18 protein-coding genes and 1 tRNA gene are annotated in these 23,751 nt (G+C 59.6%); 4 read left to right on the forward strand and 15 right to left on the reverse strand.

What is annotated here, in order from left to right; genetic code table 11:
• Together ACQRAQ_RS02320 and ACQRAQ_RS02325 are read right to left on the reverse strand one after the other, a co-directional pair.
• Entirely contained in the window at window positions 1–2,787 is a 2,787-nt protein-coding gene (locus ACQRAQ_RS02320; RefSeq protein ID WP_427718025.1) for a class I SAM-dependent DNA methyltransferase, read from the reverse strand.
• Between the two features lie 205 nt (window positions 2,788–2,992).
• A tRNA-Met gene (locus ACQRAQ_RS02325) sits at window positions 2,993–3,069 on the reverse strand.
• Between the two features lie 197 nt (window positions 3,070–3,266).
• Here ACQRAQ_RS02325 and ACQRAQ_RS02330 point away from each other — a divergent pair.
• A complete protein-coding gene (locus ACQRAQ_RS02330) occupies window positions 3,267–4,040 on the forward strand; it encodes a type III pantothenate kinase (protein ID WP_427718022.1) in 774 nt (257 codons plus the stop codon).
• A 71-nt stretch (window positions 4,041–4,111) separates the two neighbouring features.
• Here the strand turns inward: ACQRAQ_RS02330 and ACQRAQ_RS02335 are convergent, their stop codons facing one another.
• The 6 genes from ACQRAQ_RS02335 to ACQRAQ_RS02360 form a co-directional block, all read right to left on the reverse strand.
• Window positions 4,112–4,342 carry a hypothetical protein gene (locus ACQRAQ_RS02335; RefSeq protein ID WP_427718019.1) on the reverse strand — a complete coding sequence of 77 codons (231 nt, stop codon included), beginning with the start codon at window positions 4,340–4,342 and terminating at the stop codon, window positions 4,112–4,114.
• A 246-nt stretch (window positions 4,343–4,588) separates the two neighbouring features.
• The gene (locus ACQRAQ_RS02340) at window positions 4,589–5,695 is read right to left on the reverse strand and encodes a serpin family protein (protein WP_427793713.1); all 1,107 of its coding nucleotides are present in this window, start codon (window positions 5,693–5,695) and stop codon (window positions 4,589–4,591) included.
• A 159-nt stretch (window positions 5,696–5,854) separates the two neighbouring features.
• On the reverse strand, window positions 5,855–7,051 hold the full coding sequence (locus ACQRAQ_RS02345; RefSeq protein ID WP_427793715.1) for an ATP-binding protein: 1,197 nt from the start codon (window positions 7,049–7,051) through the stop codon (window positions 5,855–5,857).
• A gap of 263 nt (window positions 7,052–7,314) precedes the next feature.
• On the reverse strand, window positions 7,315–8,016 hold the full coding sequence (locus ACQRAQ_RS02350; protein WP_427793717.1) for a hypothetical protein: 702 nt from the start codon (window positions 8,014–8,016) through the stop codon (window positions 7,315–7,317).
• Complete coding sequence (folP, locus tag ACQRAQ_RS02355) at window positions 8,017–9,744, reverse strand: dihydropteroate synthase (RefSeq protein ID WP_427793719.1); 1,728 nt, start codon at window positions 9,742–9,744, stop codon at window positions 8,017–8,019.
• Window positions 9,745–9,838: 94 nt separating this feature from the next.
• Window positions 9,839–10,588 carry an NAD-dependent protein deacylase gene (locus ACQRAQ_RS02360; protein ID WP_427793721.1) on the reverse strand — a complete coding sequence of 250 codons (750 nt, stop codon included), beginning with the start codon at window positions 10,586–10,588 and terminating at the stop codon, window positions 9,839–9,841.
• Between the two features lie 136 nt (window positions 10,589–10,724).
• Here ACQRAQ_RS02360 and ACQRAQ_RS02365 point away from each other — a divergent pair, with 136 nt between their 5' ends.
• Complete coding sequence (locus tag ACQRAQ_RS02365; protein ID WP_154516667.1) at window positions 10,725–11,543, forward strand: exodeoxyribonuclease III; 819 nt, start codon at window positions 10,725–10,727, stop codon at window positions 11,541–11,543.
• A 534-nt stretch (window positions 11,544–12,077) separates the two neighbouring features.
• On the opposite strand, the gene ACQRAQ_RS02370 is transcribed toward ACQRAQ_RS02365, so the two are convergent.
• From ACQRAQ_RS02370 to ACQRAQ_RS02400, 7 genes are all read right to left on the reverse strand, one after another.
• Window positions 12,078–12,779 carry a DUF6580 family putative transport protein gene (locus ACQRAQ_RS02370; RefSeq protein WP_427793723.1) on the reverse strand — a complete coding sequence of 234 codons (702 nt, stop codon included), beginning with the start codon at window positions 12,777–12,779 and terminating at the stop codon, window positions 12,078–12,080.
• Between the two features lie 188 nt (window positions 12,780–12,967).
• Window positions 12,968–13,465: a hypothetical protein gene (locus ACQRAQ_RS02375; protein WP_427793725.1), complete on the reverse strand. Its 498-nt coding sequence runs from the start codon at window positions 13,463–13,465 to the stop codon at window positions 12,968–12,970.
• A 76-nt stretch (window positions 13,466–13,541) separates the two neighbouring features.
• Complete coding sequence (locus ACQRAQ_RS02380; RefSeq protein WP_427793727.1) at window positions 13,542–14,489, reverse strand: LuxR C-terminal-related transcriptional regulator; 948 nt, start codon at window positions 14,487–14,489, stop codon at window positions 13,542–13,544.
• 242 nt (window positions 14,490–14,731) lie between these two features.
• On the reverse strand, window positions 14,732–16,144 hold the full coding sequence (locus ACQRAQ_RS02385; protein ID WP_427793729.1) for an MATE family efflux transporter: 1,413 nt from the start codon (window positions 16,142–16,144) through the stop codon (window positions 14,732–14,734).
• Between the two features lies 1 nt (window position 16,145).
• A complete protein-coding gene (locus ACQRAQ_RS02390; RefSeq protein ID WP_138113637.1) occupies window positions 16,146–17,786 on the reverse strand; it encodes an amidohydrolase in 1,641 nt (546 codons plus the stop codon).
• Between the two features lie 361 nt (window positions 17,787–18,147).
• A complete protein-coding gene (locus tag ACQRAQ_RS02395) occupies window positions 18,148–19,767 on the reverse strand; it encodes an ABC transporter ATP-binding protein (RefSeq protein ID WP_427793732.1) in 1,620 nt (539 codons plus the stop codon).
• A 23-nt stretch (window positions 19,768–19,790) separates the two neighbouring features.
• Entirely contained in the window at window positions 19,791–20,780 is a 990-nt protein-coding gene (locus tag ACQRAQ_RS02400; RefSeq protein WP_427793734.1) for an energy-coupling factor transporter transmembrane component T, read from the reverse strand.
• A 96-nt stretch (window positions 20,781–20,876) separates the two neighbouring features.
• On the opposite strand from ACQRAQ_RS02400, the gene glmU reads away from it, so the two are divergent.
• Together glmU and ACQRAQ_RS02410 are read left to right on the forward strand one after the other, a co-directional pair.
• Complete coding sequence (gene glmU / locus ACQRAQ_RS02405; RefSeq protein ID WP_427793736.1) at window positions 20,877–22,289, forward strand: bifunctional UDP-N-acetylglucosamine diphosphorylase/glucosamine-1-phosphate N-acetyltransferase GlmU; 1,413 nt, start codon at window positions 20,877–20,879, stop codon at window positions 22,287–22,289.
• 193 nt (window positions 22,290–22,482) lie between these two features.
• Complete coding sequence (locus ACQRAQ_RS02410) at window positions 22,483–23,469, forward strand: ribose-phosphate diphosphokinase (protein WP_154516678.1); 987 nt, start codon at window positions 22,483–22,485, stop codon at window positions 23,467–23,469.
• Window positions 23,470–23,751: the final 282 nt, after the last annotated feature.

A 23,751-nucleotide genomic window follows, 5' to 3' on the forward strand; every position in this document is an offset into this window, starting at 1 on the left:
CTACTCACCGACCTTTTCGGCATAGAGATTAAATAGATGGGAGACGATCTTGTTCTCGTCTCCATTGAAATCGACACCGTAGGCCGATTCGATTGCCTCGTCGAGCTTGCCGTGGGCTTCGAACAGCTCTGGATACAGGAACTCGTCCGCCGGTTTATAGAGGTCGGCCAGGGACGCGCCGTGATACAGCCCCCTTGCAGAAAGCACCGCCTGACCGGCATCGATGATGGCCCGCCGTCCCTCATCGGTTAATTTCGGCAGGGGGAAATTGTTCCACACGATGGTGTTCGAGAAACGGCAGTCGCTCTTGAGCTCGCCTCCGACCGCCTTCTGCCACGCCATGAAGACCCCTGATGAGATGATTCCGAACAGGAGACCATCGGGGTCGTCGGCGAAGAAACAGGCGTCCGTAGCGATTTCCCCGGATTCACACCGTTTGACCGTGAAGTACTTTCGCCCACCGGAAAAATGACGCGGGACGCAGAGGAACGGCCCGTCGGCCTTCCTCACCTCAGCATAGCGCCAGGGCTCATCAGCAAGCCGCCTCGTCGATGCTTTCTTCGAAGCCAAACGGAAATCTCGGACTCCCTGGACCCTCTCCCTCAAGATCGGGGATTTCGCGATATCCGATCTAGGCGCGTCCGCAAGCCACAAAGACCATCTTTCCTTGTTGTTAATCAACTCCTGGGCTCCCACACACGGGACTACATATTTTGCGGCGACGCTGTCGGAAATAACGTCCTCGTATTCTTCTCTTGTCTTAATCTGGAAGTATCCCCCATCCGCCGGTTTACCTCCGATGACCATAGGAGATACATCCTCAAACAGTGGTCTCATTTTCTTCTCAACAAAGACGTTCGGAGCGTCAAGCAAGTAACCGTTCAAATTGTTCGGATGCTCAATCGTCCTTTTGCCCCGATGATACGAGAAGGCAACAGGCTCCACGGGACCCTGGGAGAATCCAACGATGACTACGTGCACATGGGCCTCGTCGTCAGCCGCCGAATCCCATACGAAAGAACGGTGTGCGAAACTGACCCTCCATCCCGCGTCGAATAGGGGCCTGAAAAGGGATGGAACCGGCTGGCCCTGGCAAATCGAGTTCGTCGAGACAAACGAAAACTCCGCGTCAGTATTAACCAAATAATCGGCCGCTTTCCTATACCAGCATGTCGCATAGTCGAGATAGCCGTCGTAGCCCCGGCCCCAAACATACTTGAGGTCGTCCACCTGCTCATCGGTCCTTTGGGACTGCCCGATAAACGGCGGATTGCCGAGAACGTAGTTGACCTCATCACTTGGGACCACGTCGTTCCAGTCGATGCGAAGCGCGTTTGCGTTGACGATGCCCTCGTAGTCCGTGAGCGGCAGTTCCTGATAGACGCGCTGCGTCACCTTTGCCGTATCGGCATCCGCCTGCTTCTCGGCAATCCAGAGCGCAGTGCGGGCAACGCAGCAGGCGAAATCCTCAAGCTCGATGCCATGGAAATTCTTCAGACTGACAAGGACGTCGGCGGCCTCGACCTCCTCAAAGCGGAAAGACGTTTGTTCTCCTTGGAGTTCAAAAAGAATACGGTTTTCTAACTGTCGCAGGCAGAGATAGCTCTCCGTAAGGAAATTACCCGAACCTGCCGCCGGATCGAGGATAGAGATGCTACCGATCTTCTCATGGAGCTCCTTGAGAGCACGGGTCCTCGCGCCGCCCGCGACGGGCTTTGCACAGGCCTCATCAAACTCCACCTTGAGATCGTCGAGAAAAAGCGGGTCAATCACTTTATGGATGTTCTCGGGGCTCGTGAAGTGTTGGCCGTTCGCACGCCGATGGTCATGCGACAGCGCCCCCTCAAAGATGGAACCGAAGACCGTGGGGCTCACGCCAGTCCAATCGAATTCCTGACAGCCCTCGACAATGAGCGTATGTCGGAAACTCTCGGACAATGGCGGGATTTCCGTCCTCTCACGAAAGAGGCCGCCATTCATATAGGGTAGCTTCTTCAACCAGTCCTCGGCGTACTTGTCACGATCTTCATCTTTGGTATCGAGCCAGACGAACAGGTCCTTGAGGCCTCGCCTGAGATCACCCGCCTGGAAGTGTGCGACGTAGTCTCGGAAGGCATTTGGCTCCATGAGACCAGCGTCCTCGCAGAACATAAGGAACATGAGGCGCGTCATGAGCACGGAGAGCGCATGGTGGTTCTCGGGCGCGTCGGGGTCGTCGAACGCCTCGGCAACCTGGTCATGAAGTTTCGACATGATCTTGCCGGCCTCTACGGAGACGGCACGGGAGATCGTGGCCGGGGCCTCCGCCCCGCCCTTGAGGAACTGAATGGCCGCGAGATTCTTGGGGAGCTCGGCGAGTGGCAACTTGAAAAGAGGCTCCCGGCATAGCGAGTCCCGTTCGCGGTCGAAGACCCAAAACTCGGCAAAATTGCAAGCGATAATGTAGCGCGGCTGTTGGGAGAGGGGCATGCCCTGAGCATAGGCGTTACCCTGCTTCGCTGGTGTCACCTTGCGTCCCTGGTGCGTCTCCTCCTTGGCGAGATCGATTCCAAGCGACTTCTGCTCGACGAGGGTTTTTGCCGACGGGATGAAGACGTCGATGTACCCTTCATGTGTGCTCGCATCGGTGGAAACGGGCTTTTCGAACTCAAGCCGTGACACCGCGTCCTCTACGCCGAGGACGTTCTGGTAAAAGTCAATCCAGAACCGCTGGGTGTCCTGGTTCTCATTTCCCTTTTTCGCCCACCTGCTTGCAAAAGCTTCTGCATCGGCTTTCTTTCCTGGCATACGGACCCTCACTTGATAGCCTTTTCCACTGAGAAAGATTCTACGGGTTCTTCACTTCTATTTAGCTGGTTTTAGTTTTATTGGCATCCGTTTTGCCTTGGCGGTCGTTGCAATCTGCTCATATTCCGCTCAGGAGTCCTCGCTGCATTGTCAAGATAAAAGAAAACAGCCCAGAGGAACAAGGCCTCTGAGCTGCTAAAAGTCTTGGTCGCGGGGGCAGGATTTGAACCTACGACCTCCGGGTTATGAGCCCGGCGAGCTACCAGACTGCTCCACCCCGCAATGTCTGGGCGCCTCATATGCGCAAGAAAGAATATTACTCGGGAGTTCGGTGGACGGCAAGAAAAATCTCGTAGAGCATAATTCCTTCATATTTAAAACCTCTCAGCCCATATCACCGTAAACGAATCGCAGCCGAGCGCCGTCGACAGCACGTATACAATGGTGCGCGTCCTTTTATGCCGAAACCGGGAGTAGACATGCTGCTCGCTATCGATATGGGAAACACGCAGACGGCCATGGGCCTGTTTGACGGAGACGAGCTGGTGCAGTCGTGGCGCATGCCCACCGACCGCTCCTATACCGCAGATGAGATCCATGTGCGCCTGATGGGTTTTTTTAAGATGTACGGCCTTTCGCTCGACGCGGTCGACGCTATCGCCTTTGCGGGCGTGGTGCCGCAGCTCTCGCGCGAATGGCATGCCGTGGCCGACCGCATTGCCGCAGACGCCATCGTCATTGGGCCGCAGACGGCCGCCGTGACCAAGCTGCGCGCGGCGCGTCCCCAGGCCGTAGGTGCCGATCGCGTCGCCAACGCCGTTGCGGCCGAGACCTTCTACGGCGCACCGGCGATCGTGGTGGACTTTGGCACCGCAACCAATATCGACGTCATCGATGAGGACGGTTATTACATTGGCGGAGCGATCGCGCCGGGCATCCGCATCTCCATGGATGCACTTGCCGCCCGCGCCGCCAAGCTCGCCAGCGTGCCGCTCGAGGCGCCCGAGCACGCCATCGGCCGCGATACCGAGGAGTGCATCAAGGTCGGCGCCGTGGTGGGCACCGCCGCTATGGCCGAAGGCCTGGTCGCGCGCATGAAGCGCGAGCTGGGCCGCGAGGATGCCACCGTTATCGCCACGGGAGGCCTCGCCGGCATCGTCGCCGATTCGACCGATGCCTTCGACGTGGTCGATGGACAGCTCACCATTAAGGGTATCTGCGAAATCTACCGCCGCATGCAGGAGCTGGGGTAAGACAGGGACCGGAGCCAAGCGTGAGCATTGTCTTATCCCCTCGGTTTCTCTGACGCGCGGACTAGGTAACTCTAGTTCTCCAACCCCTCCGTGAGCCAGATCAAGGGACTACGTTTCATCAAAACAGAAAGGTAGCGGGCCAGATCAACGTACTCTTTGCAGACAATACCGACCGTGAAAAGGTCCCCGCGGAGCTTGACGAACTCTTTAACAATCCCGTCCATGCGCTCTTGGCTCACGGGAGTGTGAAAGCTAACGGGAAACCTCGTCCCTTTGACCGACTTTACATAGTCCTTGACCATAAACTCCGTGAACATGCGGTTGATTACCCCGCATCAGTCCGATGGCCCAGAAAAGCAGAGCGCAAGCTCTCCACGCTCCTCGAACAGTTCCAGATCGAAAAGCCCCACGTCAAGACGCCCCTCAGCACACGCAGACTCATATTCGATGCGCATCGACCCATCTGGAGCTATCTTTTCAAAATAGTCAGCTGGAAAGAGTACGTTGGCAACCCTTGGCATAGCAGCCCCCCTTCGCAAACCTCAACCTCACCTTTCTTGCACGTCCACCGACGGCAGCGCGACGCTTGCCACAAAGAGCGGTACGCCGGTGCGAGACACGAGCGCTGCATAGAAAGGCCTGTCAAGCGTTATCTTGCGCGGCTCTGGCGGGTTCTCCGGCGGAAGGCCCGCGACAGCGACCATCACCGTGTACGCGCCGGCCTCTACGCCGTTCTCATCGACAGCGAACTTCGCGCCATGGACAATCTGCGTTGAAGTCCCCCCTACCCCCACCATAGGTGTAAGCTCCATCGCAGTTGCCGTAGAGACGCCGGCGGCCTTTAGCAGCGAGCAGACGTCCGAGAGCGTCGACTCGCATTCAAAGCGAGGAACCCCCAGGTCGACGGGCTCCCATTCTCCCTCGCCTTGGGACAGACGCTCGAATAGCCCAAGCGCGTCATCAACATGATCATCCTCGCCGCTCGGAAGAACAAAACACACGCCGGCATCGGAGCTGAGCGGCAACAAGAAGGCAACCCTGCCGTTCTCGACGATCACCGCACAATCGCGCTCGCCACGCATAAACGCTGCCTGAACATCGCCGTTCTTTGCATGGAAGGTCTCAACTTTGGTCGATTCGCCATCAAACGGATCCGCCCATGCATCCTTCATGTAAAGCGCGCTCACAAGACAGGCAAGAGCCACTGGTGATAACTCGATGCTTGGCGACAGCAGGCCGTGAGTTTGTTCGGCTATCCAATCGGTCACCCGTTGGCTAACGCGCGGATCGGCCAAGTCATCGATTGACACATGCACGCTGCATTTGTCGCACTCGTGCAGAAACGCCTCCGATGGGCTCGCGGACCTGGAAAGCCAAGCTGCCGTTGCCGAGCTCGCATCATAACCGTCATAGCCCCAGTTCCGCTCCAGCTCGATGCCGAAGGGATCACGCTCGCTAAACATGTCGCCATCGCCCAGGAGCATGTCGAGCTCCCGACATGTGGCGCCCGAGGCACCCTTTCGTACAATCGTCAACAAGCTCGCGACGCACGCAGGCGACCAAACCCCGTTCTTGCCTTGAGCGAGTATTTTCTCGGATAGGGATTTTGCAACCCTCCATGCCTGTGGACACGCCGAATTTGCTTTGTCAGTCATAGTCTGCTCCCATCGTTAGGACATAAACTATTATTTCGCACGGCGCGGACACAAATCTCGCACCGGAAAGGCAGCCCAATGGTTTTCTAAGAGGCTCAAAGCCTTTCTATTCCTCAAAAACGAAAAATTTTCAGTTTTGAGGAATAGGCTCGAAGCACGCTAAGCCTCGCCGCACAGCCACCTCGCCAGGTCCACGATCTGCACTCCGTCGCGATCCGTGGCCTCGTGATGCGTGCGGGCGAGAATCATCTTGGGATACGCATCGCCAATGCTCAGCAGATGCGAAATCTCGCGTTCAAATGTCTTATCCGAGCTGATGTCGTCGCTCACCTGAATGTAGAGCTTCTCGCTTCGCTTGATTGCTACAAAGTCAATTTCCTTTTTATAGAGTACGCCGACGTATACCTCATATCCACGGCGCAGCAGCTCGATGGCCACCATGTTCTCGTACACGCGACCCCAGTCCATATCGCGTGTACCGAGCAGCGCGTATTTGAACGCGTGGTCTGCCAGGTAATACTTCTCGCCGCTCTTAAGGTATTTCTTGCCGCGAATGTCATATCGACGAACTTTATAGAAGGCAAACGCATCGCACAGGTACCCCATGTACGCACCGACCGTCTTGTTCGTAATCTTTAGCCCATCCGCATTTAATGTATCGGTAATGTTGCGTGCCGACGTAATGTTGGAAACGTTGTCCATCATGTAATCGGCAATGCGCAGCAGCGCCGATTCGTTTCTCACGTTATGCCGTTGCACGATATCTCTCACAATGAGCGTCTTAAAGACGTTGGAGAGATATTGATAGCGCTGCTCCTGCAGTGGATAAGGGTAAGAGCCAGACATACCGCCGGTTCGCGCATACTCATCGAAGCCACGGTCGACCTCGCCCTCGTCGCCATAGAGACGATACTCCTCAAACGAGAATGGGAAAACCTCGATCTCGAACGTGCGCCCCGTAAAGAGCGTCGACAGATCGCTCGACAGCAAAAAGGCATTCGATCCGGTAATGAAGATGTCATAATGCTCGGATGCGTGAAGGCTGTTGATCGCACGCTCAAAACCGTCGCACATCTGAACCTCATCGATAAGCAGAAAGTTTTGTTTGCCGGGCACCCGATGATCTTTTACATAAGCGAGCAACGCGTGATACTCGAGCAGGTTCTCGAACTCATCGAGGTTGTAGTTGATATGGATGACATTCGAATTAGGCAGATTTGCCTCCACGTAATCGCGGAGGGCCTCGAGCAATTTTGATTTACCGCTGCGGCGGATGCCCGTGATGACCTTGATATCCGGCACGCCAATAAGACTCGTCAACGTGTCCATATATGACGCTCTATTGATGAGTTTCATCGGGGCCTCCTCGCGGTCTTTTATCTCTATTCCTCAAAACTGAAAATTTTTCAGTTTTGAGGAATAGGCTCTATAGCGAATATACCTCGCGAAAGGCCGAGCTGCCTTAATCCTATTCCTCAAAAACGAAAAATTTTCAGTTTTGAGGAATAGGGCCGCGATGCCACCCTGTAGTCGCGCAAAGACCCTCCCCGGCAGAGGCAGTTCGCTCTGCCGAGGAGGGTCTTGTAGTCATCGTTATCTTTGAGCGCGAACATCTCGCGTTACAGTCCGCGAATCCGTACAGCCTCGGGCGGAAACTCCTGCTCGCCGGCATCGGTCTTGATGGTCGCACGACCCCAGATGTCCAGGCCCGCAAACACACCGACCGCAAGCGGCAAGCCGTTGGGCGACACCGCCGCAACCTGGCGGCCCAGCAGCGGCACCATGTCGAAGTACTCGCCCAGCACGGGAGCCAGCGGGCCGGCGGCGCCCTGCGGCGTGTTGGCGACAACCGCCCAGGCGTCCACGCGGGCCAGCACGGCGGTAGTCAGCGCTTCGACCAGCGCTTCATCGGTCACATCCACGCCAAGTTCGCCCAGCGCCGCGCGCTCAATATCCACCGTCACGGCACCGAACATACCCGCAGCACCGGCGCCACCGTTGACGGCGACGCGTGCAAACGACGTCTCAAACGCGGGCGCGCCGTACACGATATCGCTCGGCAACCGAATGCCCACCTTACCGGCAAGACCCAGCCCCGGCGTCGATGCCGTTCCCGCGAGCGCGTCCATCATGCCCATCGCCGCCACAAACGGCAGGCCATGGAAGGCGTGCATATTCACATCCGGGCGCACGACCAGCGAAAATGCCAACGATGTGTCGCCGGCACTCCAGGCGCACCAACCCGCGGGCACACCCTCGCGGCCCGCGTCACGTGCCGCGTCAAGCTCGGTACCGGCGGCTACAGCGTTCATCTCAATCATCTACATACGCCCCAATTCGCCCACGATATGGCCCACGCGATCCTCGGGCTCCTTGACCTCGACGCCGTTGTAGCGGAAGAACCGCGCCGGGTCGTGCATCAGGTCCTCGAGCGGCACCAGCACAAAGTCGCGTTCGCCAATGAGCGGATGCGGCAGGCGCAGCTTTTTGCCGCCATGGGTCTCGCCATCCATCCACAGCAGGTCCAGATCGATGGTGCGTGGGCCGTTGACCTTGGCCTTCTTGGATCGGTCGCGCCCCAGCTCGGCCTCGATCTTCATAAGCTCGTCGAGCAGCACCAGCGGCGCCAGCTCGGTCTTGATCTCGATGACAGCGTTGGCAAACGCGTCCTGGCGCGTCTCGTAGGCCGGCTCGCTCTCGTAGATGCGCGAGCAGTTGGACACACAGGTGAGCGGAATCTCGGCGATCATGTCGCGCGCGGCGCGGATGTTGTCGCAACGATGCCCCAGGTTGGAGCCCACGGCCACAAACGCGCGACGCGGCTGCGGCTTGGCAACAGCCCAGTAGCCGTTCAGGAACTGCGCAAAGCCGGTGACATCGTGCACGCGCACGATGTTGGCACCGGCCTGGATAGCGCCCAGGCACACGCCAAATGTGGCGGCATCGCGCTCGGCGGCCTCGCTCACGCCCGAGACGGCGCCCACAAAGCGCTTGCGCGACACGGCGCACATGAGCGGATAGCCCAGCGACGCCATCTTGGCGGTCTCGCGCTGGATGACGATGTCTTCGTTGGCCGTCTTGCCAAAACCCGGACCCGGATCGATGCAGATACGGTCGCGTGACACGCCAGCATGGATGAGCGCGCGGGCCTGATCGGACAGAAAGCCCATGACGCGGCGCATGATGGGCGCCGAATCGGGCAGGGTAAAGCGGCGGAGCTGCGAGGTGGGCACATAAGCCTCCTCGCGGCGGGCGCTGCGGCGCATCATGGCGGCCAAGTGATCGCTGGGCTCCGGCGCGGGCTCAGGGGTCGCGGCGGCCTCGGCGGCAGGGGCAGCCTGCTCGGCGGCGGGCGTCTCCTGCTTCTGCTCGCCCGTTGGCTCGGGCGCTGGCTCCGGATCGCCAAACGGCAGCGAGGGCTGCACCACGCCACCCGGCAGTTTGGCCTCCGTCTTGGGCTCGCCCAGCAGCTTGCCACGACGACGGCGGGCGGGCTTCTCGGCCTCGCGCGCGGCCTCGGCAGCCGCCTCACGCGCCTTCTCGGCAACAAACGCCGCGGCAGAGGTATCGAGCTGCACCGTTGCATGCGTGCGAGCGGGCGCGGCGACCTCGCCGGCGTGCATCACGATGACGCCGCAGGTGCTCGTCGCGACAAACTCGACCATCTTGGGGTCGGTGAAGCCCGTCACGTCGTTGACGATCGAGGCGCCGCAGCGCACGGCCGCCTTGGCAACCGCCACGTGACGTGTGTCGATCGAGACGATGGCGCCCTCTTTGGCCAACGCACGCACAACGGGCAGCACGCGGCGAGCCTCCTCATCGGGGTTGACCGGGGTAAAACCGGGGCGCGTGGACTCGCCGCCCACGTCGATGATGTCGGCGCCGGCGTCGAGCATCGCCAGGCCGTACTCGATGGCGGCATCCGGGTCGAAATGCTCCCCGCCGTCGCTAAACGAATCGGGCGTCACGTTGAGGACGCCCATGATGCGCGGACGGTCAAAGCTGAGCTCGTACTTTCCGCACCGCCATGTCTTGCTGTCGTTCGCCATGAACATCCTCCTAAAATGCCCGCGCCGCCACGCTCGGGCGCAGGCGGCGGGGTCGCTTTGCAATTAGTCTTTCTATTGTATCCGCGCGCGCGGGCTAGAACGCAAACGCGGCAGCGATGTCGCAAGAAATCAGCAGGTCGGCATTTGCATCCTGATCGGTGGGAGCAAGATTGCATATGGCCAGCGTATCGCCGGTAAAGTATCGCGTAAGGCCCGCCGCCGGATACACCACGAGCGAGGTCCCGCCCACAATGAGGGCATCGGCCGCGGCAATGGCGGCAACGGCGTCGGTCAGCACATGCTCGTCGAGCGGCTCCTCGTAGAGCACCACATCGGGCTTAATGCGCCCGCCGCCCGCGGGCACGGGCACACCCGCGGCGTCCTCGTGCCCGCGGGCGCAAATCCACTCGGCGCTATAGACCGCGCCGCACGACTGGCAAATGTTGCGATGGACCGATCCGTGCAGCTCGAACACGCGCTGCGAGCCCGCCATCTGATGCAGACCGTCGATATTTTGCGTCACCACGGCACCAAGCTTGCCGGCACGCTCCAGCTCGGCCAGCTTGGTGTGGCAGCGGTTGGGCTTGGCGCCAAGCGAGATCATCTTGGTGCGGTAGAAGTCGAAGAACTCGGCCGGATGCGCCTCGTAAAAGCTATGCGAGAGCATGGTCTCGGGCGGGTAGGCAAACTGTTGGTGATATAGGCCGTCCACGCTGCGGAAATCGGGAATGCCACTCGCCGTGGAAACACCGGCGCCGCCAAAGAAGACCACACGCTTGTGGGTACCAAACAGCTCCGCCAGTGCGGCGGAGGCCCGCTTGGGATCCGATATCGCCTGCGTCATATGAGTCCTCCGTCCTTGTTGGTCGGGCAGCGTCGGGCGACATCCCAGCATGCGGCCTTTGAGTCAGCACGCGCGGAGCCCACCACCGCCCCTTTTGCGCTAATCTTAAGCCTGCAAACCCCGTCGAAAGGACACCATGCCTCAGACTTACACTTTCGCCTCGTGGAACGTCAACGGTCTGCGCGCCGTGCTCAAAAAGGACCCGAGCTTTATCCAGATCGCACAGGAGCTCAATGTCGATATCCTGGCGCTGCAAGAGACCAAGCTGCAGGAGGGCCAGGCCGATATCGACCTGCCCGGTTATCACCAAACCTGGAGCTACGCCGAGCGTAAAGGCTATTCGGGCACTGCGGTCTTTAGCCGCCAGGAACCGCTACGCGTGCTGCGCGCCGATGCGCTGCTGCCTTACGCCGGCGAGGGCGCGGCAGCCGAGCTCGTGGCGCAGGCCGCGACCGAGGGCCGCGTCTGCGCGCTCGAGTTCGACAAGTTTTGGTTTGTGGACGTCTATACGCCCAACGCCCAAAATGAGCTCGCGCGCATCGATGTGCGCATGGCCTGGGACGATGCCTATCGCGGCTTTTTGGCGGGACTCGAGCGCGAGACCGGCAAGCCCGTGGTGACCTGCGGCGACTTTAACGTCGCGCACGAGGAGATCGACCTTAAGAACCCCAAGTCCAACCGCGGCAACGCAGGCTTTTCGGACGAGGAGCGCGGTAAGTTTACCGAGCTGCTCGACGCCGGGTTTACCGATACCTGGCGCGCGGCAAATCCCGACGTCGAGGGCGTCTACAGCTGGTGGAGCTACCGCTTTAATGCCCGCAAGAACAACGCGGGCTGGCGCATCGATTACTTCCTGGTGAGCGACGCCATCGCCGGCAACGTGCGCGACACCGGCATCCGCGGCGACATCTTTGGCAGCGACCACTGCCCCGTCACCCTCACCCTAGAGCTCTAGCACCAGCCGACCCCTCGGGGACGAAGCAAAACGGATCATTTTCACCTCGCGAGGGAATCCACGCGGCACACCCGCCACGAAACTGCCCCATCTACTACGTTTAAGCCACTACCCTCAACCACGGCGAACAACGCAAAAAGAAAACCGCAGGTAGAAAGCCTGCGGTTTTTCATAAAACGCGGTCATGGTCGAGGGTATCAAGCTAAACGTAGTAGATGGGCCAGTTTCGTGGCAAGCGCCGTCAACTGATTCCCTGGGGACGTCTGGGGGCGGAAGAAAACGGATCGATTTGGCTCTCTGAGGGCCACGACGCCCGTCATATCAGCCGGCCATTTTAAAACTATGCCGGTTTACGGGGCTGAATCGCAAATCCCCAACCAAACGCAATTCAAGCAAAATAAAACCGCAGGTAGACGGATCGTCTATTTTCGGAAAAGCCGGCATGGTCTGCCTGTGCCAATCTAGCCCCGTAAACCGGCATAGTTTTAAAATGGCACTTCGACAGTATTGATTCTCGCCCCGGCGCAGCCGCCACTACAGCCCGTATTTCACGACGACACGGTTAATGCGACGACACCAAGGTTTGTAGAGAGCGGCCAAGAACACGCAGGTCGCAAGGCCGTGTGTGATATCGAACGGTACCGCCGTGGCAAGACGCGCCACGGCGCCCGCCCACGTGAGCGGTTGCACAAAACCGATGATGTCGTAGGCGTTAATCACGGCGCCATAGAGCAGGCCCGACGCAAAGCCGTACGCCATCAGCGCCGGCATGCGCACGGTTCCATCGGCACGGTCGAACGCACCCGCATGCGCCAGCGCACCGCCAACGTATCCCACGAGCCCCCAGGCATACATCTGCCACGGTGTCCACATGCCCTGCCCAAAAAAGAAATTGCTGGTCAGCGCCGCCAGCGCGCCAACCATAAAACCATTGCGGCGACCAAGCGTCGTCCCGGCGATAATGGCGATGGCGCTCACGGGTTTAAAGTCGGGAATGGGGCCAAACAAGATACGCCCCGCCGCGGCCAACGCCGCCAGAACCAGCGTGGGCATAATCTGGCGTAGGCCCGGTCGCGACGCCTCGTAACCCGCAAAGAACAGCGCAAGCACAAGCGCCACCATAGCGAGCATCAACAAAGCAGCCTGGGCAATGCCCAGATACAGCATGATGCCCATGCCTGGCGGCACGAACAAAAGCACTGGCCCCTCTATGTAGCGCCATATACGAGCAAGCACGCGAGCTCCTCTTGCGATCTTTCTCTATCGTTCGCGCCCCATTGTGGCACACGCGCAGCACAGGTTTATCGACGATACATTCCACTCGTTAAACAAAACAACGCGCATGCGACTGAAGCCAATCGCATGCGCGCAAAAGGAGAGGCAAGCTATCGCGAATGATTCGTTAGACGAGCCTGTCCTTCAGGCTATTCCACCTCGAGCATTTCCTCGGTCTGCGGGGCCTTTTCGCCCACGAGAACATGGGCGGCCTTTGCTGCAACCGGATCGAACAGCAAGCCGCCAACCACGACAAAGGACCAACCGCCGGTTGCAAGCTTTACCCAACGAGAGAAATAGGTCGTTTCGCCCACGAGACCAAAGCCGGTCTGGAACGCTATCTCGGCCAAACCGATAATCAAAAAGAGCAGCGTGGCGGCGAACACCGTGCCCGCGATCTTTGACGCAGGGCCACCCGGTTTGAATCCGAAGAAATCAACCCAGTCCCCAACGACCCTTCCAAACTGCGGTAGTGAGCTCACCGCCTCTGCGATGACGACAGCGAGCGCAAGCTGCCCCCAAAAACCGGTAGGACTCGACATATCGAGTGCCGCTTTGCCTTCGATAATAGGCAAAAAGGAGCACATCAGGAGCGGATTCACCAGGGCATTGATTATGCCAGCGACCCTCGTTTCTCGAGTATTCATATTCATATATTCCTTTAGTTTTCGTAGTGATACGGTACGTGGAGAAACCGCGCCTCTACTGGAAAGCCAGTTTTAATTACTTTTCCGCAGGAGCGGCAGCACCACGCGAGCGCTCGTAAAACATGCCCATGAGTTCGCTACGACGCGAGACAGACAGTTTTCGATAGATGCTATGGACGTGAGCCTTGACCGTTCCCAACGAGATAACTAAATCGTTTGCTATCTGCTGGTTCCCCTGTCCCGTCAGAACTCGAGACAATACTTCTTGCTCGCGCGGCGTGAGATCGTAGAGCGCACAGAAATCGGCAATATTGCTGGCGCCCTGCTCCGCCGCGCGCCGCTCCGTCTCCAAGCGATACAAATCCAGACGATCGCGCACAAGCTGCTCGGTTCGCCGCACGTGGAACTCATCTTGATAGTGGCGTGCGTAGATAATGCAGGAAACCGCAAGACCGGCCCACAGAGTGTCTTCCATAATAACAATCTTGCCGACGTAAAACGGAACCGAGCCAGAACGCATATACATGGCTGCGTAGATAAGGTCCTCGCCAATCGAGGCGGCGTAGGCGCAAAGGCACAAAAGAAGCAGCGAACGCAAAAGATGCAGCGCGCGTGAATCAGCATCCTCCACGGGGGCGGAATGCGCCAAGCCCATCAGGCTCCAGGCGCAAAGCGAAATCATGACCAAGGGATCGATAAGGAGAAATACAATGTCGGATACGATGCCCAGATAAACTGTCCCCGCCAAGCAACGAACCAGAGCGAGCACCGGGAAGAGAAGGAACAAAGCCGATCGTGCGGTACGCTTGGTCACATCACATGCCAGCAAATAGAAGAGGATCTCCTCGCCCATCTGAGAGAGCGTCTTCGCTATTCCAAAAAGGGTCAAAGCACCATGGGGGCCAAAGCTGCCTCCCGAAGAGAACGTCCCCGACACAAGGGACGATCCCATATCGGCCACTCCTTCGAGGGCCAGCAGGGCCATGAGCATAGAGAGGTACGCAAAGCGCTTGCTCTCCGTCATGCCTTTTGTCACACCGCAGAAAAAAGCGGCGCAGGCAAAGAGGCAAAGGAAGAACACGTTGTAAAGATAGATATAAAACCCCACGAGCTTGTCCTCCCCTTTTGCCGCAACGAGACGCATGACTCATGATAGCGCAACGGTACCCCGCGGATATTCGAACCGACCGCAACCCGCAAGAGACGGGCGGCAAGGCTCGAGTAACCCTACCGCCCGCAATTTATTGCAGAATCCGATTGTTTGATTTACATCTCTTCGGCAGCCGCAGCGCGAGCAGCCTCGAGAACCTCTTCGGGAAGCTCGACGCCCTCATCGGTGTTGTAGCCGTACTTCTGGGCACCCTTTTTGAGGAAGAAGAGCGAAACCACAGCGGTAAAGGCCTCGGCAACGGTCAGAGCCAGCCACACGCCGTCGCCGCCCATGACCATGGGAAGCACCAGCAGCAAAGCGATGGGAAGAACGAGCGAACGCAGGATAGAGATGATGAGAGGCATCATCGTGTCGTTGAAGGCCGTGAGCATGTTCTGAATGCAGATATTGATGCCGACGAGGCCAGCGCAAGAGGCGAAGAGAATCCACTTCTGGGAGGCGAGGGTATATACGGGGTCGCCGGGGACCTGACCATAGACCAACAGGATCGGCTTCATCATAACGATACCCAGGACAGCAATAACGACGATGAGGATAGCGCTCAGACGACGGTACTTCTGGTACGTGCTGTGAATCTTCTTGGGATTGTTTTCGCCGATCTGATAGCTAATGATCGGCGTAGCGCCCTTACCAAAGCCAATGAACGGGCCAACAAAGAGGAACTGCACGTACAGGAAGATTGCGGCAACGGCGACGCCGTCGGCCCCAAAGTACTTCATGGCCTGGATGTTGTAGATAGCGGTCATGAAGCCGGTGGCGGCACTGTAGATAAAGTCGGCAAGGCCGATCTTGCAGCTCTCGGCGACATTCTTCGCGGGACAGGCCGGCGAGTCATAATGCAGGGCACTGCTCTTGGAGAAGATGACGACTGCAGAAGCGATGGCGCCAAAGGCAGAGCCGGTACCAAAGCCAAGAGCTGCACCCGTGGTGCCCAGACCAAGCGTACCCTGGTAGACAACGTCCATGCCCAGCGTGACCAGACCACCAAGGATGGTGATCACCATGCAATGCGTGGGCTTACCAGCAGTGAGCAGCCACATCTGGAAACCAAGCTGGATGGTGTAGAGCGGCATGAAGAAGCGGTGCACGTTCCAATAGGTGGTGCAGACGGGAGCGAGGTCTGCGTCAGCGCCCATGAAGTACCACACCTGGTCGCCAGCAAAGCTGATGGCAAAGCCCCAAACGGTAGCGATAATGGTCGAGATGAGAAGCACGCAAGTGAAGGTCTTGTTTGCCTCGGTCGTCTTCTTCTCGCCCAGAAGCTTGCCCAGAAGGGCGGCGGAACCGCCGGAGAACAGGAAGGCGATGGCCTCTACCACTGCCTGAGCAGGATAGACGATGTTAATGGCCGAAAGCGTCGCCGTGCTGTTGAAGTTGGTGGCGATAGCGGTGTCGAAAATCTGATAGATACCGGTCCAGAGCTGCAGCAGGATCGAGGGAGCTGCAAAGAGGAACAGACCGATAAGCGTGTAGTTACGCGCGAGCTTGTTAGGGCTGGTTTCTGCCATATTACTCGCCTTCCTTCTCGTACATGGTCTTGCCGTCGATGACGGTCATGAGGCACTTGGCCTCGTGGATGGTGTGGGGATCGATGGACGTGATGTCGCGGTCCATGAGCACGAAGTCGGCTTCCTTGCCCACTTCGATGGAACCGATGCGCTTCTCGAGGAAGTTCTGATACGCACCATTGATGGTGCCGGCGCAGATCATGTCCTCGACGGATACACGCTGGTTCGGGTCGAGCACGGTCTCTTCCGAAGCGTCGCCGGGCGCGCAGCGAGTCACGCCGACCTCCAAGCCCTCCATGGGATCGGGGTTTGACACGGGGAAGTCGGTCGCCGAAGTGACGACCATGCCGCGGTCCCAGAACTTCTTGAGCGGATACTCGGACTCGGCACGCTCACCAAGCTGAGCGTGCTCCAGGGACTCATAGCACACGGGGTCCTTGAAGTGCCATGTGGGATTGGCGCAAGCGATACCCTTGAGCGCGGCAAAACGATCGATGTCCTCGTCGCGCATGACCTGCAGGTGCGTAATGGTCGGGCGCCAGTCATCTTTCGGATCGGTTGCCTGGGCATACTCAAAACCGTCGAGCGCCATGGAGATGGCCGCGTCGCCGATAGCGTGCACATGCACCTGGAAGCCCTTTTCCTTGGCATAGCGAACCATGGCGTTGTAATCGTCGGGCTCGCAGTTGGGAACGCCGCGGAAACCAGGCTTGTCGGTGTAGTCATCCAGCAGGTAAGCCGTACCAGATTCGATGACACCATCGAGCACGAACTTGATGTTGTTGCACTGATAGTGCTCGCCGCGATAGGAATCGCGAACCTTGGCGCAGCGATCGATCTTGTCGAGGCCCTCGTGCTCGGGCTTGCAATAGAAGCCGGAGGTTACCTTGAGCTTGAGCTTACCCTCGATGTCGAGCTCCTCGAGAGCAATTTGAGCATTGACCTCATCGCGAAGAATCGGCTCGTAAATATTGGTAATACCGACCGCAAGCAAGTCCTCCTGCAACGTAAGAATGGCGCTCTTGAACTCTTCGACCGTATAGGAACGAATCGCCTTGAAGACATCGTTCATGGCCCAATCGCGCACAAGACCCGTAGGCTCCTGCGTCTCGGGATCCAAAACGATGGTTCCAGCCTCCTGGCTCACAAAGCCGCGACCGATGCCGGCCTTCTCGAGGCACTTGCTGTTGACCCAATAGGAGTGGCCGTCGTAGGAACCGATAAGCATCGGCACGTCCGGGCACACTGCGTCCAGCAGCTCCTTGGCCTGAATCTTGCCCTCGTTCTCGAACACGGCGTTGTCCCAACCCATGCCCTTATAGAACTCGCGTCCGGGATGCTCTTCCACATATTTGCGGATGGTATCCACGTACTCGTCCACGGTCTCGAGACCCAAAATGTCGATCTCGTAGGCAAACTGGCCAGCACCAGACGAGAAGTGCATATGAGCATCGCAGAAGCCCGGCATGAACATGCCGTCGCCCGCCTCGATCACCTTGGTGTCGGGACCGACGTACTCGCTCACCCCCGCCTCGTCACCCACATAGACGAAGACGCCATCCTTAATCGCTACTGCCTGAGCCGTAAACTCTGCGCGATTGGACGTGAACACCTTCCCCTTAAGTACGGTATCCGCTTGCATCGCAAACTCCTTTCCTGCGATCCGCTTCTCAGTCCAAAACGGATTTCGCTGGAAAGACTACGGTCGGAAAGGAGGTTTATTCTATGCGCCAAACGGTCAATTTCACTCAACCTTAGTTGTACAAACAGATTATTTTGGCAGGCAAAACGGCCTATTTCATTCTTCGGCGCCATAACACCACGTCCCGTTCGCGCGAGGAGAACGACCGCTCATGGCTCACATAGGACGCGTTTTGGCGCGCTTATACCCCTAGGGTTTACCCTCCGTCTATCCGTTGTCGATAGCCGTATTGGGCCCATGGCGCCCCTCGGCGGCGCCCGATGCCCAAACGGCAAGCCCGCGCCTGCCGCCACGAGGCCGTCTACGCCCTATAGAACACGTTGTCGGCAAAGAAGTCGGCCGGGGGCTCCATGCAGGCAATCTCACCGTCGAACATCATGGCAATGTCATCGGCAACCTGCTCGGCAAAATCCAGATCGTGCGTTGCCATGATGACGGTACCGCCGGCCTCCGCATGGTCGCGCAGGGCGCGGGCGATGATGCGACGGCTGGCCAGGTCCAGACCCTTGGTGGGCTCATCGAGCAATAGCAGCTCGGGGCCGATCAACAGCAGCTTTGCCAACGCAAGCAGCTGGCGCTGCCCGCCCGAAAGATCGTACGGATGGCGCCCATCCAAGCCGGACAATCCCAGACTCGTCGCGCGCTCTCGAGCCATAGCCTCGTCATATCCGCAGGTCGAAGCCCATTCCATCAGCTCCTCGCGCACCGTCTCGGCAACCAGCAGCGCCTTGGGATTCTGAGGCAGCAGTGCCGCCGAGGCCGCCCCGCGCTCCATATGCCCACGCTGCAACTTGACCGTCTTGGCCAGCACCGAAAGCATTGTCGACTTACCGCAGCCGTTACCGCCCACAACAGCATGCACCGCGCCTGCCGAAAACGACGCATCGAGCCCGCGCAGCACCCAGCCGGACGCTCGATCGTAGCGAAACCAGCCCCCTGCCAGGGTGGTAGCCGACCCAGCGTGCATTTTTGGGAGTATTCGGCATCCACCGGCGCACGACGGCGCCCCCGAGTCGTCTTGCGACAGGATTGGCGCCTCAAATTCAGCCGATTTGTCCGATTTCGGTCTTTTTTTTACGCCCGGAGCGCCCACGCGCGGGTCCAAATAGCCCGGCCGGCCACTGGCGCTGCTGAAAACTCCGTTTTTTGCACGCCGCGAGCCACCCCACCCTGGCACCTCGCCAGAAAACAGCTCTTCGCGATGCCCCAAGGAGGCGATGTCAGCGACCTCGCATACGCGCCCGCCCTCAATCCGATACGCGCACGTCGCGTATTCAAGCATCGGGCGCGGCTGGTGCGTTGCCACAACAACCGTGCAGCCCAGCTCGCGATTCACGCGAAACAGCGCATGCAGAAAATTTTTCTCGGCAACGGGATCCAGTTGGGACGTGGGCTCGTCGAGCAGCAGCACGCGAGGGCGCAACGCCAGCACGGCTGCCAGCGACAGCAGCTGCTTGCGTCCGCCCGAAAGCGTATCGGTATCGCGGTGGAGCCAATCCTCCACCCCAAAGAAATAACTGGTCTCGGCCACGCGACGACGCATCTCGTCGCGCGACATGCCTAAGTTTTCCAGGCCAAACGCCATCTCGTGCCACACGGTTTCGCACACAATCTGGTTCTCGGGGTCCTGAAACACATAGCCCACGCGCTCCGCGGACGCGCGAACGTCCATGTCGGCAACGCTTTCGCCCAGCATGCGCAGCTCGCCGGAGCATTCGCCCGCCGGCGAAATCTCGGGCTTGAGCAACGAGAGCAATGTCGACTTGCCCGACCCGGTACCACCGACAAGCAACGCAAACGTCCCTTGGGGAACACGCCAATCGAGCCCCTCGAACACCGGCACTTCGGCCCCGGGGTAGGCAAAGCGCAGGCCCCGCACTTCAATCGCCGGCATATCCGAGCCGCACACCGCGTCCGCCATGATGCTCCCGTCCAACCGAGCCATCAGCCAAACCTCTTCTCGTCAATCGCATGCACCACGCAGGGCAGCGCCATCCAGGTCGCGTATACAACATAGCCAGGCCACGGCGCTGGCACCGAAAGCTGCGGGTAAAACGAATACTGCATCGTCGCGGTCCACGCCACTGCCGCCGTGGCCACGCCAAACAGCGCAAGCCCAACCAGCGCGGCAACGTCGCCGCGCGCCAGCCGATACCGCGCGTACGTCGTGCGACGCGCCGCGGCGCCCCACCCACGGGAGCGCATGGCGTCCGCACGCTCCAGCGAATCTTCCATGCCCCAGCCCATCAACACGCTCGATGCCCGTAGGCGCGAACGCACGGGGTCGGCCTGCGCGCGGCCCGGCACATCAATCGCATCCTGCACCGCCAGCACCGTGCGACCGCGACGCAAAAACTGCGGGATAAGCCGCATACACATCGAGATCATGAGCGCGATCACCGGCGCGGTGTTACCCAAAAGCGCAAGCACCCTGTCGTAGCTAAGCATCGACGCCGCGGCCTCAAACCACAGCACGCTCGCCACAAACAGCCCGCCCATGCACAGGCCGTATACCATACTCTCCAGATACACCGCACGCATGCCAATACGGAACAGTTCCGTCGAGCCCGAAGCGCTAAATAACGGGTTGAGCACCGCGATAATCAAAATCACCGGCAGCTGCCATCGAAGCGCCCCCAACGTGCGTGCGACGCCGCGCGTCGCAAACCCATACGCCAGCCCGCCCGCAAGCGACAGCGCAAGCAGCACCGGTTGCATCGAGAACATGGTGAGCCCCAGCGTCAGCACCATGTAGAGCGCCGGCACCGCCGGATGCGACATCGAGAATGCCGCGACGGGTTCGTTGCCCGATTCCTCTCGCATGATATCCATGGGCACCTCCCATCCCCTCGCGCAAAACGCCAACGCCGCAGTGCCGCCGCCATGCACAACCAGCGCAAACGGCACGCCGGCGGCACCGACATCGGCCGCCATGCGCCAATCGTTACGCGCTCATCATATGCCTGCGGTATCATATTGCGCCGTGTATCGTTTCCAAACACACGTCTCTATAACGTAACAGGAGATCACATGGACGCAACCGCAATTATCCTCGCCGCCGGCGAGGGCACCCGCATGAAGTCGAACCACTGCAAGGTTTCGCACAAGATCCTGGGCAAGCCCATGGTCCAGTGGATCGTCGACGCCACCATCAAGGCCGGCTGCAGCCGCGTCGTGGTCGTCATCGGCAGCCACGCCGACGAGATGCGCGCCCTTATCGACGGCGCCTACGCCAACAGCACCACCAAGGTCGAGTGCGTCGAACAGACCGAGCGCCTGGGCACCGGCCACGCCGTAAAGGTCGCGCTCGAGGCATGCGGCATCACGCAAGGCCCCGTCGTCGTGCTCAACGGCGACCTGCCGCTCATCACCGCCGACACCGTCGCCAAGTTCGCGCAGACCGTCGCCGGCGGCGAGCTCGCCTGCACCGTCATGACCATGACCCCGCCCGATCCCTTTGGCTACGGCCGCATCAAGCTGGGCGCCGACGGCCAGATCGAGCGCATCATCGAGCAGAAGGACTGCACGCCCGAGCAGGCCGCCACGCTGCTCGAGTGCAACGCCGGCTGCTACGCCTTCGACGGCGCGCAGCTCGCCGCCCACATCAGCGAGATCGGCAACGACAACGCGCAGTCCGAGTACTACCTGCCCGACATGCTCGAGATTCTCAAGGGCCACGGCCAGGCAGTCTCCATCTTCCACTGCGACGACTACCGCGACGGCCTGGGCGTCAACAGCCGGATCCAGCTCGCGCAACTCACCGCTATCGCGCGCGACCGCATCAACGAGCACTGGATGGCCGAGGGCGTTACCTTCATCGACCCCACGCAGGCCTGGATCGGCCCCGACGCCGTCATCGGCCGCGACACCGTCGTGTGGCCGCAGACGCACCTGATCGGCCACGTCACCGTGGGCGAGGAGTGCCAGCTCGGCCCCAACAGCCGCCTCACCGACACCACCGTTGGCAGCGGCTGCACCATCGATGAGACCATCGCCATCGAGGCTGTCATCGAGAACGGCGTCGACTGCGGCCCGCGCGCCTACCTGCGCCCGGGCACCCACATGCTCGATGGCTCCAAGGCCGGCACACACGTGGAGATCAAGAAGTCCACGATCGGCGAGGGCTCCAAGGTACCGCACCTGTCCTACATCGGCGACACCACCATGGGTTCCGGCGTCAACGTGGGCGCGGGCTCCATCACCTGCAACTACGACGGCGTGCACAAGCACAAGACCGTCATCGGCAAGGATGCCTTCATCGGTTCCGATACCATGATGGTCGCGCCCGCCCAAATCGGCGACGGCGCGCTCGTGGCCGCCGGCTCCGTCATCACCGAGCCGGTCCCGGCTGACGCACTCGGCCTGGGCCGCGCCTGTCAGGTAAATATTGAGGGCTGGGCCGCCGATTATCGCCGCCGTCTGCACGAGGACGACGAGGTATAACGTTTTACCAAGCATCTAAGGAGCTGTTCCCATGGGAATGGCTCCTTTTTCTATGCTGACCTGCGCGACCGGATGAGTGGTCGGTTCGTGTCCGTTGACGGTAAAGACGTTATCAAGACCCGATAAACCCCGCCGCACGGTTACAATGCAACAAGGCATCTATATGGCATTCGATATATAAAGGAGAAGGGTAATGCCGATTAATGATCCCGAGAAGTCGGAGAATATGCGCAAGTCCATCCGCGTGTATTCCGGTTCCTCCAACCGTCCCCTCGCTCAGAAGATCGCTGAGTACCTTGGGGTCGAGCTTTCGGGCCTTACGCTAAAGCAGTTCGCCAACGGTGAGATTTACGCCCGCTACGACGAGACCGTCCGCGGCGCCGACGTCTTCCTGATTCAGTCCGTGGCCGGCGGCAACGTCAACGATATGCTCATGGAGCTGCTCATCGCCACCGACGCTGCCAAGCGCGCATCCGCCCGCTCCATCACCGCCGTCATCACCCACTACGGCTATGCCCGCCAGGACCGCAAGGCCGGCCCGCGCGAGCCCATCACCGCCCGCCTCGTCGCCAACCTGCTCGAGCGCGCTGGCGTCAACCGCATCATCACCCTCGACCTGCATCAGGGCCAGATTCAGGGTTTCTTCGATATCCCGGTTAACCACCTGTCTGCACTGCCGCTGTTTGGCCAGTACTACAACGACATGCACTTCGACACCGACAACCTGGTTGTCGTCTCCCCCGACGTGGGTCGCGCCAAAGCTGCCAAGAAGCTCTCCGACATGCTCGGCTGCAGCCTCGCCATCGCCCACAAGGGCCGTCCGCGCCACAACGCCGCCGAGGTCATGGGTATCATCGGTGACATCAAGGGCAAGACCTGCATCATCAATGACGACATGATCGACACCGCTGGCACCCTGTGCGCCAACGTCAAGGAGCTCAAGGCCATGGGTGCCGGCGACATCTACGTGTGCGCCACCCACGGCATCTTCTCGGGCCCGGCCATCGAGCGCCTGAACGACGCCCCCATCGTCGAGTGCCTCGTCACCGATGCCATCCCCGTTGAGGTTGGCGGCAAGATCAAGACCATCTCGGTCGCCGAGGAGTTCGCCGAGGCCATCTCTGCCGTTTACCACGAGGAGCCCGTCTCCACGCTCGTCGGCGGCGACTTCGCGCTGTAATCCAGCGCGCATCGCATCATCTTTGGTGTTTTTAAAGGGTCGGAAGCTCGCTTCCGACCCTTTTTTCTGCCCCTCGACAACCCGCCTTGGACAGTTAGTTCAGATTTGTATTAATTTGGGCATTCTTTTGGGCCATTTAATGCGTCGAAAGCTCTCTTGCCGGCATAATTCCGCTCGATTCCTCCACCTATGGATCTCCTCACCGTGCCATTGGCCCCATTTTGCCCACCGAGTCCTTCAACAACGGCAATACACCCCGGTCGCCTTGTACAAATCTGAACT

Origin of the sequence: Collinsella sp. SGI.178 (genome assembly GCF_050313495.1) — a bacterium.
Lineage (GTDB): Bacteria > Actinomycetota > Coriobacteriia > Coriobacteriales > Coriobacteriaceae > Collinsella.